Origin of the sequence: Streptomyces sp. NPDC005752, from assembly GCF_040630715.1 — a bacterium.
In the GTDB taxonomy this organism is placed as follows: domain Bacteria; phylum Actinomycetota; class Actinomycetes; order Streptomycetales; family Streptomycetaceae; genus Streptomyces.
Window position 1 is genome coordinate 229,140 of record NZ_JBEXYB010000006.1, and the last position, 11,325, is coordinate 240,464.

At 70.8% G+C, this 11,325-nt stretch carries 10 protein-coding genes and 1 tRNA gene; 8 read left to right on the forward strand and 3 right to left on the reverse strand.

Going from position 1 to position 11,325, the window contains the following annotated elements; translation table 11 throughout:
- Window positions 1-16: 16 nt before the first annotated feature.
- Window positions 17-1,258, reverse strand: coding sequence for a M6 family metalloprotease domain-containing protein (locus ABZ441_RS07940; protein ID WP_358969579.1), 1,242 nt, complete (start codon window positions 1,256-1,258; stop codon window positions 17-19).
- A 433-nt stretch (window positions 1,259-1,691) separates the two neighbouring features.
- On the opposite strand from ABZ441_RS07940, the gene ABZ441_RS07945 reads away from it, so the two are divergent.
- Window positions 1,692-3,530 carry an EAL domain-containing protein gene (locus ABZ441_RS07945; protein WP_358969581.1) on the forward strand — a complete coding sequence of 613 codons (1,839 nt, stop codon included), beginning with the start codon at window positions 1,692-1,694 and terminating at the stop codon, window positions 3,528-3,530.
- A 31-nt stretch (window positions 3,531-3,561) separates the two neighbouring features.
- On the opposite strand, the gene ABZ441_RS07950 is transcribed toward ABZ441_RS07945, so the two are convergent.
- Both ABZ441_RS07950 and ABZ441_RS07955 read right to left on the reverse strand, forming a co-directional pair.
- Window positions 3,562-4,659: an LLM class flavin-dependent oxidoreductase gene (locus tag ABZ441_RS07950; protein WP_358969582.1), complete on the reverse strand. Its 1,098-nt coding sequence runs from the start codon at window positions 4,657-4,659 to the stop codon at window positions 3,562-3,564.
- Window positions 4,660-4,782: 123 nt separating this feature from the next.
- Window positions 4,783-5,547 carry a decarboxylase gene (locus ABZ441_RS07955; protein WP_358969584.1) on the reverse strand — a complete coding sequence of 255 codons (765 nt, stop codon included), beginning with the start codon at window positions 5,545-5,547 and terminating at the stop codon, window positions 4,783-4,785.
- Window positions 5,548-5,733: 186 nt separating this feature from the next.
- Between ABZ441_RS07955 and ABZ441_RS07960 the strand changes: the two genes are divergently transcribed.
- From ABZ441_RS07960 to ABZ441_RS07990, 7 genes are all read left to right on the forward strand, one after another.
- Window positions 5,734-6,693: a D-2-hydroxyacid dehydrogenase gene (locus ABZ441_RS07960; RefSeq protein WP_358969586.1), complete on the forward strand. Its 960-nt coding sequence runs from the start codon at window positions 5,734-5,736 to the stop codon at window positions 6,691-6,693.
- A gap of 217 nt (window positions 6,694-6,910) precedes the next feature.
- A complete protein-coding gene (ehuB, locus tag ABZ441_RS07965; RefSeq protein WP_358969588.1) occupies window positions 6,911-7,813 on the forward strand; it encodes an ectoine/hydroxyectoine ABC transporter substrate-binding protein EhuB in 903 nt (300 codons plus the stop codon).
- A 19-nt stretch (window positions 7,814-7,832) separates the two neighbouring features.
- On the forward strand, window positions 7,833-8,567 hold the full coding sequence (gene ehuC / locus ABZ441_RS07970) for an ectoine/hydroxyectoine ABC transporter permease subunit EhuC (protein ID WP_358969590.1): 735 nt from the start codon (window positions 7,833-7,835) through the stop codon (window positions 8,565-8,567).
- A complete protein-coding gene (gene ehuD / locus ABZ441_RS07975) occupies window positions 8,564-9,208 on the forward strand; it encodes an ectoine/hydroxyectoine ABC transporter permease subunit EhuD (protein ID WP_358969592.1) in 645 nt (214 codons plus the stop codon). The genes ehuC and ehuD overlap by 4 nt, the downstream gene beginning before the upstream one ends.
- A complete protein-coding gene (gene ehuA, locus ABZ441_RS07980; RefSeq protein WP_205020148.1) occupies window positions 9,198-10,031 on the forward strand; it encodes an ectoine/hydroxyectoine ABC transporter ATP-binding protein EhuA in 834 nt (277 codons plus the stop codon). The genes ehuD and ehuA overlap by 11 nt, the downstream gene beginning before the upstream one ends.
- Before the next feature lie 175 nt (window positions 10,032-10,206).
- On the forward strand, window positions 10,207-10,965 hold the full coding sequence (locus ABZ441_RS07985; RefSeq protein ID WP_358969595.1) for an IclR family transcriptional regulator C-terminal domain-containing protein: 759 nt from the start codon (window positions 10,207-10,209) through the stop codon (window positions 10,963-10,965).
- Between the two features lie 196 nt (window positions 10,966-11,161).
- Window positions 11,162-11,235 (forward strand) — tRNA-Lys (locus tag ABZ441_RS07990).
- The last annotated feature ends 90 nt before the right edge of the window (window positions 11,236-11,325 follow it).

Consider the following 11,325-nt stretch of genomic DNA (forward strand, 5'->3'; position numbering starts at 1 on the left):
GGGGCGTCCGCCCAGGTCAGGCCCCTGGGGTGACCCGGACGGTCCAGGCCCCCGACCGGGTGCGGCCGGCGACCTCGATGCGGATGCGTTCGCCCGGCACGGTGTAGCGCTCGCCCTCCCGGAGCGGGGCGTCCGCGAGGGGCGGGTAGACCGACCGGTCCCAGCAGGCGTCGGACTCGGGGTGGGTGTCCAGGACCTCCACAGGCCCGCCGCCGCTGGGCGTCGCGTTGCGGACGCGGTAGACGAGGACCCCCTCGGTGCAGGTCGTCCGGTCGTTGCCCGTGGCACTGCGGGCCTCGATGGCCAGTGCACTGTCCACGCCGGTTCTGATGACCGCGAGCCGCGTTCCGACGGACGCCCCGCGCACGGGGACCTCGGCCATGGGTTCCAGGGTGAGGTCGGCGGCACCCTGCACGCACACGACCTCCTGCCCTCCGAGCCAGCCGAGCTTCCACTTGTGCCAGCCGAACAGGTCCGGGGACAGTCCGAACTGGCTGCCCATCACGTCCCAGTCGCCGACGTAGGTGTCCCAGTCGCCCTTCCCGTCCTCCGGCCGGTGGTAGAGGTCCGCCAGGTCGAAGACGTGTCCGGTCTCGTGCGCGAGGACGTTCCGGTCCGGCGGGTGCTCCTCGAAGACCGTGACCACGCGCTTGATGTCCGTGTCGTCGGCCCGCAGCGGCCTGTCGAAGTTGACGACCTTGGTGGCGTCGGAGTCGACGCCGGGGGCGTCGGGATCGGCGACGAGGTAGACGATGTCGTACGCCGAGAAGTCGGTCTCCCCGTCGGCCGCCTCGATCGCGTCCCGCAGGTAGGCGCTGCGGCGCTCCGATCCCCAGTCGCGCTGTATGCCGTACCAGTTGGAGGAGTGCGGCATCAGGGTCCACTGCCGCTGCGGATGGGCGCGCAGGGTGAACTTCCCGTACGAGGCGCGCTGGAAGAAGCGGGTGGTGGAGGGGAAGTGGTCGGCGGCGAGCACGTCGGGGGACACGGCGGGCTCGGCGTCGGGGAACGAGAGGAAGATCATGACCGCGTCGAGGCCGCGGTCGGGGCGCGGGTAGGCACTGTTCCAGGTGTCGAGGCCGAGGGAGTGGTGTGCCCCGGTCCTGGGCAGGGCGCACGGTCCCGCGTCACGCGAGGCCGCCACGGCGGGCCCGGCGACGAGCCCGGTGGCGGCGAGCGCCAGGAGCGAGGTGACAGCGGCAGCCGCACTGCGCAGCCTCGGTCTCTCCGGCCCCCCGGGTCCGTGCTGACGCGGCACATCTACCTCCGGGTGGCGAATGCGGGTCTCCCCTCACCCTGTGCCGGTTCTGCGGCGTACGCCCTGTTGTGCTGCCCCACACGGGTCAGCCGGAGCCGGGAACGATCAGTCGGCATCAGCCGGATCAAGGGATGACTACCCTCACGGAGCGTCACATTCGATCACCCGAGAGCCTTGAACAACCAGAACAGCTCAAAACTTGCCATCTGCGCTCAAAGCGCTCAGGGGTGGCCTACGAGGGACAGGGGCCGGACGGACGTGAGCCATGCGCGTGCCGCGCATCCGAAACGGCGGGCGCGCTGGAACGTGCGGCGCGCCACCCTCTATGCTTCACCTCGTTTTCCTGCGTGGTTCCCGCCTCTCGCGCGGCGCTCCGCTCCACGCCCTGCCCGGCCATACCTGTTCACGACGATCTGCACAGCGGGAGCGAGCGGTGAGCGGAACATCCGAAGGGCCGACGCCCGGGACGGGCACCTCCCCCGGCTCCGGTCCGCCGGAGGTCACCCACCGTGATCATCAGAGGACGGGGCTCTCCGAGCTGCACGACTACCGCGCCGCGTTCGCGTCGGCGACCCTCCCGATGGCCGTCGTCGACCACCGCGGCCGGATCGTCAGGGCGAACGACGCACTGGGCGGACTGCTCGGCGCCGAGCCCGCGTCGCTGGCCGGTCAGCTCGCGGCCGACCTCGCCGGCCTGACCTCGGACGCCCCTGCCCGGCGCGCGTACACCGAGGTCCTGCGCGGCACCCGTCCGCGGTTCCGGTGCGCCCGGCAGCTCAAGCACGCCGACGGCAGGCCGCTGTGGGCCGAGGTCACCGTCGTACCGATGGGCGACCCGGCCTCCGGCGCCGGGCGGGTGCTGCTGTCCGTCGCCGACGTCAGCGACCGGCGCGAACTGCGGAAGCGGCTGAGCCATCTGCGGACGCACGATCCCGTGACCCGGCTGCCCAACCGCACACTGTTCCTCGAGCGGCTCTCGACCGCTCTGGAGACCCCGTCGTCGCCGGACGGGTCATCGCCCGTGCGGGGCCGGATCGGCCTCTGCTACCTGGACGTCGACGGCTTCAAGGCGGTGAACGACACCCTGGGGCACCGCATCGGCGACCGGCTGCTGGCGGCCGTCGCCGGACGGCTCACCGACTGCGCCGAAGGCGACGGCCACCGTGCGGGCGGGCATCTGGTGGCACGGCTCGGCGGTGACGAGTTCGCGATCCTGGTCGAGGACTCCTCGGGTACGCCTCAGCTCACGGGCCTCGCCCGTTCGGTGCTGGCCGCTCTGCAGCGGCCGTTCGAGGTGTCCGGGCACCGGCTGTCGGTCTCCGCGTCGATCGGGGTGGTGGAACGGCCGTCCGCCGGAACGTCGGCCACCGCTCTGATGCAGGCGGCGGACACCACGCTCTACTGGGCGAAGGAGGACGGCAGGGCCCGCTGGACCCTCTTCGACCCCGAGCGCAACGCCCACCGGATGACCCGGCAGGCACTGTCCTCCACCCTGCGTCCGGCCGTCGAACGCGGGGAGTTCACGCTGGAGTACCAGCCGCTGGTGGGCATGGCGGACGAGGTCGTCCGGGGCGTGGAGGCCCTGGTCCGGTGGAACCACCCGAGGTTCGGACTGCTGGCACCGGGCCGGTTCGTCCCGATCGCCGAGGAGGACGGCACGATCGTCCAGCTCGGCCGGTGGATCCTGCGCACGGCGTGCCTGCAGGCACGCCGCTGGCAGCTGGAACACCCGGACGACTCCGCTCTGTTCATCAGCGTCAACGTCGCCGTGCGCCAGGTGTGGGACTCCGACCTGGTCACCGATGTGGCGGAGATCCTCACCGAGACCGGCCTCGGACCGGAACTGCTGCAACTGGAGCTGACCGAGTCGGCGGTCATGGGCTCGTCGGGCCGGCCGCTCCAGGTGCTCCAGGCGCTCAGCGACATGGGCGTCCGCATCGCGATCGACGACTTCGGCACGGGCTACTCCAACCTCGCCTATCTGAGCCGGCTGCCCGTGTCCGTGCTGAAGCTGGACGGCTCCTTCGTACGCGGTTTCCGCTACGAGGACGGCGCGCACCCCAGCCCGGCCGACGAGACGATCGTCGAGGCCATGGTGCAGCTGGCGCACCGCCTGGGCCTGACGGTCACCGCGGAGTGCGTGGAGACGCCGGGCCAGGCGGAGCGGCTGCGCCGGATCGGCTGCGACACCGGGCAGGGGTGGCTGTACTCCCGTGCGGTGGCCCCGGAGCGGATCGCCGAACTGATCGGCGCCAGGACGCCGCCGGGCTGACCGGCACCGGCTCCCCGGAGCGCCGGCGGGGTCAGATCGTGGGCAGCCCGTAGGCGTCGGCGATGAGCTCGTACGAGCGAAGGCGGGCCTCGCCACCGTGCGCGTTGGCCGTGATCATCAGCTCGTCCGCGCCGGTGCGCTTGGCCAGGTCGTCCAGACCGGTACGGACCTCGTCCGCCGTGCCGTGGACGATGTCCTTCAGCCAGCCGTCGACGAACTCGCGCTCCATGGGGCTGAAGTCGTACGCCTCGGCCTCCTCGGGGCTCGGCACGAGGCCCGGGCGCCCGGTGCGCAGCCGGACCATGGACAGGGCGCCGGTGAGCACCTGGCGCCTGGCCTCGCGCTCGTCGTCGGCGGCCAGTGCCGCGACCCCGATGAGGGCGTAGGGGGCGTCGAGCACGGCGGAGGGCTTGAAGGACTCCCGGTACAGGTCCAGGGCCGGCACGGTGTTGCGCGCCGAGAAGTGGTGGGCGAAGGCGAAGGGCAGACCGAGGACTCCGGCCAGCCGGGCGCTGAAGCCGGAGGAGCCCAGCAGCCAGACCGGCGGGCGCGCGGCGGACTGGACGCCGCCTGGCGAGGTGGCCTGCACGGGCCCGGGGACGGCGTGGATGCGGGCGTACGGGTGCCCGTCCGGGAAGTCGTCGTCCAGGAAGCGGGTCAGCTCGGCCAGCTGCTGCGGGAAGTCGTCGGCCCCCTCGTTCAGCCGGTCCGTGCGCCGCAGTGCGGCAGCGGTCGCACCGTCCGTGCCGGGGGCCCGGCCCAGTCCGAGGTCGACACGGCCGGGGGCCATCGCCTCCAGGGTGCCGAACTGCTCCGCGATCACCAGCGGGGCGTGGTTGGGCAGCATCACACCGCCGGAACCGAGCCGGATGCGCTCGGTGTGGGCGGCCAGGTTCGCCAGGATCACGGCGGGCGACGAGGAGGCCACACCGGGCATGGAGTGGTGCTCGGCGACCCAGAACCGGTGGAATCCGCGGCTCTCGGCGAGCTTGGCGATGTCCACGCTGGTACGCAGTGCCTGGGTCGCCGTACGGCCCTGGCCCACGGTCACCAGGTCGAGCACGGACAGGGGGACGGAGGCCGTCCCGCCTGCCGTGCCGCGAATCTGGTCGCCTCGGTTCTCATCCACGTGTTCGGCCTCTCCGGTGCTGCGTCTGGGTACCGGAGGGTGCCAACAGGAGGATGGCTCCGCTTATTCCCGCGGTGTCCGGGCCCCGGGTGCTCACTCCCCCGGCGCCCGGGCCCGGGGCGTCTACTCCCGTACCTCGATGCCCCGGGGCTCGGTGGCACCGAGCGGCGGCTCGCGGGTGGCGAACAGCGTGCCGAGGGTAGGGGCCCAGATGCGGCGTTCGGCCAGCCGGAGGCCTTCCCAGACCGCCACCTGGTTGGCGGTGAGTACCGGTTTGCCGAGGAGTTCCTCGAGCTCGGGGACGTAGGCGGCGGTGTGCAGGGCGTTGTCCGGCAGCAGCACCACCTCGGCGTCGGGGTGGTCCCCGGCCACGGCCAGCTGCTTCACGAGCTCGACGTCCGCGGCGGCCGCGTCGGACGCCGTGACGATGCCGCCGCCACGGCTGGCGGCCACCTCGATCCCACCGGACCGCAGGAAGCCGGCGAAGAGCGCGGCGATGTCCTCGGAGTAGGTCGCGGCGATCGCGACCCGGGACGCCCCCAGCTCGCGTACCGCCTGGACGAAGCCGATCGACGTGCTGGACGCGGGGAGCCCGGCGGCCTTGGCCAGCTCGGCGGCCTGTTCGTGCGCCCCCTCCCAGCCGTAGGCGAAGCTGCCGCCCGAGCAGGCCCAGACCAGGGATTCGGCACCTGCCAGCCGCAGCTCCTCGACACCGGCGTTCAGACGGTCGGGGGTGCCCGCCGCTCGGAGGTTCTCCGCCCTGCGGGCGTCCTCGTCGATGTCGGTGTGGAAGAGCGGCACCCTGATGTCGCTGTCGAGCATGACCTCGATCCGCGGGAAGTCGTCCTCCGCGGCATGGCCCGGGTAGAGAAGTCCTACGGTCGTCATGTCCATCCTTCCCGTGCGTCCGGATGTTCGTGCCGGCACTCGCGCCACCGCGGTCCCCGCCGGGGACAATTATTCCCCTTGTGGCCCCGTGCCGTCTCCCGCAACCGGTGTGACCAGCGGTTTCTCCCGCGGGCCGAAGGGTCCTGTTGACGGGCGTGTGCCCCGGTGCGAGCGTGGTCATTCCTGATGACCACTCCTGTGATCCTCGTACTGGACACCGACCCGTCACCGCGCCTGGGCCGGCTGACCGGGCGGGCCGTCGTGAGGTACGCGGACGGGCGGACGCTGGCCGGGCAGCTGCCCGACGCCGACGTCCTGCTGGTCTGGGACTTCACCTCCGACGCCGTCCGCGCTGCCTGGCCCGGCGACGGGCCGCGCCCCCGCTGGGTACACACCGCGAGCGCCGGGGTGGACCGGCTGCTCTGCCCGGAGCTGGCCGCCTCCCCGACCGTCGTCACCAACGCCCGGGGCGTCTTCGAGCTGCCGATCGCCGAGTACGTCGCGGGGCTGGTGCTCGCCTTCGCGAAGGACCTCCCCCGCACCCTGGACCTCCAGCGGCAGCACCGGTGGCGCCACCGGGAGACCCGGGACCTCGCCGGCAGCCGCGCCGTGGTCGTCGGCGCGGGCCCCGTCGGCCGGGAGATCATGCGGCTGCTGCACGGCCTCGGTGTGCGGGTGGCGCTCGTCGGGCGTACCGCGCGGCGCACGATCCACGGCGTCGAGGACCTGGGACGGTTGGCGGCGGGTGCGGACTGGGTGATCTCCGCGGCTCCCCTGACGGACGAGACGCGCGGGATGTTCGACACCCGCTTCTTCGGGTTGCTCCAGCCCTCCGCCCACTTCGTCAACGTGGGGCGCGGTCAGCTGACCGTCGAGGACGATCTGGCCGACGCGCTGCGCCGGCACTGGATCGCGGGCGCGGCGCTCGACGTGTTCCAGGAGGAGCCGCTGGACCCGTCCAGCCCGCTGTGGGACGTGCCCGGCCTGCTGGTCTCCCCGCACATGAGCGGGGACACGGCCGGATGGCGGGACCGGCTGGGCGAGCAGTTCGTCTCGATGTACGAACGCTGGGCGGCCGGGGAGCCGCTGCGCAACGTGGTGGACGTACAGCGTGGTTACGTGCCTTCCCCGGACATTCCGTCCTGACCTCCACCCTGACGGCCGGTCACGGGGTGTCGCACCGGCGCCGGTACGCCCCGTACACCCGTCATCGCCCTCCGCCCATCACGGGACACGGGAGGGTCACCCTCCGGCCACCGTTCGGTTACATGGCAGCGCTTGCTGCATAGGTGCCCCGGATCGGGCAGGTGCTCACTCTGTCCGGACTGTTCGACACCCCTATTTCCGCAGGAGATTGCGAACCATGGCTGACTTCCCTCACCTGTCCCGTCGGGGCTTCCTCAATCGAACGGCGGCCGTCGGAGGTCTGCTCGTGGTCCCCGGCCTCCTCTCCGCGTGCAGCAAGACGGACGCCGGCGCCGCGGACGGTGAGGGTGCGCTCGACAAGCTCCGCAAGCAGGGCTTCGTCCGGGTCGCCTACGCCAACGAGGCCCCGTACGGGTACATGGAGGGCAAGGAGCTCAAGGGCGAGGCCCCCACCCTGCACCGGGAGATATTCAAGGCGCTCGGTGTCGACGAGCTGAAGCCCACCCTCTCGGAGTGGGACGGGCTCATCCCCGGCCTGCAGGCGGGCAAGTACGACGTGGTCAGCGCGGGCATGGCCATCACGCCGGAACGCTGCGCCAACGCGCTCTTCTCCGAGCCGGAGTTCATCTCCCCCACGGCCCTGATGGTGAAGAAGGGAAACCCGGAGAAGCTCACCGACCTGGCCTCCGCGAAGGCGGCCGGGGTCACCGTCGGCGTGATGTCCGGTGCGGTCGAGGCGTCGTACGCCGAGGGCGCGGGCATCGCCGAGGGGAAGATCAAGACGCTGCAGAAGCCGCAGGACGGCGCGGACGCCGTCAAGGGCGGCCGGATCGACGCGTTCCTGCTCACCGGCATCTCGCTGCGCTGGCTGGCCAAGACCAACCCGGACACCGAGGTCACCGAGGCCTTCGTGCCGGAGCTGGACGGCACGAAGCAGTTCTCCCCGGGCGGCGCGGTGTTCCGCCAGGGCAACGAGGACCTGCGCGACGCCTTCAACCGCGAACTCAAGAAGATCGTCTCGGACAGGTCCCGCTACGTGGAGCTGCTCCAGGAGTACGGCTTCGGCGCCACGGAGATACCGCCTGCCACGCTCAGGACCGCCGACCTGTGCAAGGGCTGACGGGGGCGGACCACACCGTATGAGTGACTTCCTCACCGTACTCGGCGAAGAGTTTCCCCAGGTCAGATCCGGCCTGTGGGTGACGCTCGAGGCCACGGTCCTCGGCTCCCTGGTCGCCCTGCTGCTGTCGTTCGTCCTCGGCCTGGCGGCGGGCAGCAGGCTGCTGCTGGTGCGCGGGGTCTCCCGGACCGTCGTGGAGTTCTTCCGCGGCACCTCCCTCTACATCCAGCTCTTCTGGCTCTACTACGCGATGCCGCCCCTCACGGGTTACGAACTCACCCCGCTGGTCTGCGGGATCGTCGCCTTCGGGCTGAACTACGGTGCGTACGGTTCGGAGATCGTGCGCGGCGCGATCAACTCCGTCCCCCGCGCGCAGTACGAGGCGGCCGTGGCACTGAACATGTCGCCCTTCCACCGGATGCGCAAAGTGATCATGCCGCAGGCCTGGGTGCAGATGATCCCGTCCTTCACCAACCTGCTGATCCAGCTACTGAAGTGCACTCCCCTGCTGTGGCTGCTCTCCGCGGCCGATCTGATGACCGCGATCGAACACGTCCGCAGCCGGAGCGGTGAGACCCTCACCACGTATCTGATGCTGCTGGCCGTCTACTTCGTCCTCGCCTACGCGCTGACCCTGCTGATGAACATGCTGGAGCGCACCGCCAAGCGGCGGCTGGGACTGCACACCGGTGCGGGCAGCCTGCTGAAGACACGCACGGCGGAAGCCGCTGCCACAGCGGGAGGTTCCCGGTGAACCAGTCGTTCCGGTGGGATGCCGTCGGGGACGCCTTCCCGCTGCTGCTCGAAGGATTCAGGGTCACTCTGCTGGCGACCGTGCTCGGCACGCTCGTGGCCGCGGTGCTCGGGCTGGCCGTCGCGGTGGCCGGCCGTGCGCCCTCCCGGTTCGTGACCGTACCGGTGAAGGCGCTCACGGAGTTCGTCCGCTCCACTCCGCTGCTGGTCCAGCTCGTGGGCGCGGCAGCCGTCTTCAGCTCCGTGGAACCGCTGACCGTCGGCATCGTCGTGCTGGGCATCCACTATGCCGCGTACACCTCCGAGGTCTACCGGGCCGGGATCGACGGGGTCCCCAAGGGGCAGTGGGAGGCATGCCGGGCGCTCTCGATGTCGCCGCGGCGGACCTGGCAGGCCGTGATCCTGCCGCAGGCGGTGCGCAACGTGCTGCCGGCCCTCGGCAACTACGCGATCTCGATGTTCAAGGAAACCCCGTTCCTCGCCGTGATCACGGTGCAGGAGATGGTCTTCGAGGCCCGGAAGTACGGAGCCGACCACTTCGTGTACACCGAGGTGTTCACGCTCGCCGGGCTCGTCTTCCTGGTCGCGAGCTACCCCACCTCGCTGCTGATGAGAAAGCTGGAGAAGCGTCTTGGCCACTGAACCCGCCCCCCTCAAGAAGATCGCGGACGCGGCCGGTGACCCCCTGGTCACGGGCGTCGAGCCACTCGTCCGCTTCGACAAGGTCGTCAAGCGCTACGGCGACCACGTGGTCCTGGACGAGCTGGACTTCACCGTGCGGCGCGGCGAGCACGTCACGCTGATCGGTCCGAGCGGCTCGGGGAAGACCACGATCCTGCGGCTCCTGATGACCCTCGAGAAGGTCAGCGACGGTGTGATCTGGGTGGACGGCTCGCCGCTCTCGCACGTGCGCAGACCGGACGGTTCCCTGAAGCCGGCGGGTGAGAAGGAGCTGCGGGTGTCCCGGAAGAAGATCGGGATGGTCTTCCAGCAGTTCAACCTCTTCCCCAACATGAAGGTGCTCCAGAACATCACCGAGGCCCCGGTCAACGTCCTCGGGATGGAGCGCGAAGAGGCGGAGGCCCGGGCCAGGGAGCTGCTCGACCTGGTCGGGCTCTCCGGAAAGGTCGACGCCCACCCCTCCCAGCTCTCCGGAGGCCAGCAGCAGCGCGTCGCCATCGCCCGCGCGCTGGCGATGCGGCCGGAGATCCTGCTGCTCGACGAGGTGACGTCGGCGCTGGACCCCGAGCTCGTGGCCGGTGTGCTGGATCTGCTGGGCGACATCGCCAGAAGCACCGACATCACGATGCTCTGTGTGACCCACGAGATGAATTTCGCCCGGGACGTGTCGGAAAAGGTCCTGATGTTCGATGCCGGCCGGGTCGTGGAGTCCGGCTCACCGGAGAAGATATTCACCGATCCCGAACACGAACGTACGCGCGAGTTCCTCAACGCGGTGCTGTGACCTCGCCTTCGGCGCCGCACTTGTGACCCTGGCATATGCCAGGCGGGTGCGTCCCTGTTCCCCGAGCCGGGGCGCACCGCCAACTCCCCGACAGCCCCTCCGAATCGGCCACTCGGCGACTATCGTGGGTCGCGAGCTTGCCGTCACAACCTGGTAGAGGCCCTGAGGGGGAACCGTGGCGTTGAAGCCGGAGCCGAAGGCACCGTTCCATTCGGTGCAGTACGCCTTGCGCGTGCTCGAATCCGTGTCCGCCCACGGCAGCGGGGTGCCCGAGGCCCGGATCTCCCGGGAGACGGGCCTGCCGAGCGGGCACCTGAGACCCCTCCTCCTGACGCTGCGCCGCGAAGGGTACGTCGAGCAGGTGGCCGACGGCGCGTACGTCATCGGATCCGCCCTGGTGGAGCTCGGCTCCGGCGCCGCCCGCCGGCGGGCCGTGGAGGCGAAGCTCCAGCAGACCCTGGTTCAGCTGCGGGACTCGGTCGGCGCTGCGGTCTACGTCAGCCGTTACGTCGACGGGGAGATCCGCGTCACACAGGTGGCGGACGGGCCACGCACGCCCGCGGTCAACGAGTGGGTGGACTTCCGCTCGGCGGCGCACGCCAGCGCGATCGGCAAGTGCCTGCTGACCCAGCTGGACCAGAACGGCCGGCGCGACCATCTGTCCCGGCACCGCATCGCACGGCTGACGTCGCGGACGATCACGAGCGAGAAGGTGCTTTTCTCGAAGCTGGACAGCCAGCCGGCGACGGTCCCGATGCTCGACCTCCAGGAGTACGCCGTGGGCACGGTGTGCGCGGCGGTTCCGCTCACCGCGGGGTCGGCCGCGGGGTGCCTGGCACTGTCCCTCCCGATCGAGCACGCGCACCGGCTGCGGGCAGCCGCCGCCACACTGAACCGGCGGGCGGCACCGGTACTCCTGTCGCTGTCGCTCTGAGCCGTTTCCCGTGAGCCCCGGTCTGTGGCGTGCGCCACTCACGGGTGCGGCGGGGAGTCCTCGCTCGGTATATACATGTGCGGTGCGGGCCCGCAGGTCAGGGGCGGGTCCGCACGGTTCGGCGGTGCTGTCGGCCCTGCAGCGGGCACGTGTCATCAGCACCCCTGAGGACCGGGTATTATTTTCGAGTCAGCAGGCGCCGTTAGCTCAGTTGGTTAGAGCAGCTGACTCTTAATCAGCGGGTCCGGGGTTCGAGTCCCTGACGGCGCACAGACACCACAGTGGGCGGTCTCCTTCCAGGAGACCGCCCCCAAAGCGGAGAGCGCGGGGGGTGGGCCGGGGAGTAAAAAAGCGAGGAGG

What these genes read in the sequence shown, in the direction of transcription:
- ehuC (WP_358969590.1), top strand. Translation starts at nt 7,833, where the DNA reads ATGAGTGACTTCCTCACCGTACTCGGCGAAGAGTTTCCCCAGGTCAGA.
- ABZ441_RS07960 (WP_358969586.1), top strand. Translation starts at nt 5,734, where the DNA reads ATGACCACTCCTGTGATCCTCGTACTGGACACCGACCCGTCACCGCGC.
- ABZ441_RS07955 (WP_358969584.1), bottom strand. Translation starts at nt 5,547, where the DNA reads ATGACGACCGTAGGACTTCTCTACCCGGGCCATGCCGCGGAGGACGAC.
- ehuB (WP_358969588.1), top strand. Translation starts at nt 6,911, where the DNA reads ATGGCTGACTTCCCTCACCTGTCCCGTCGGGGCTTCCTCAATCGAACG.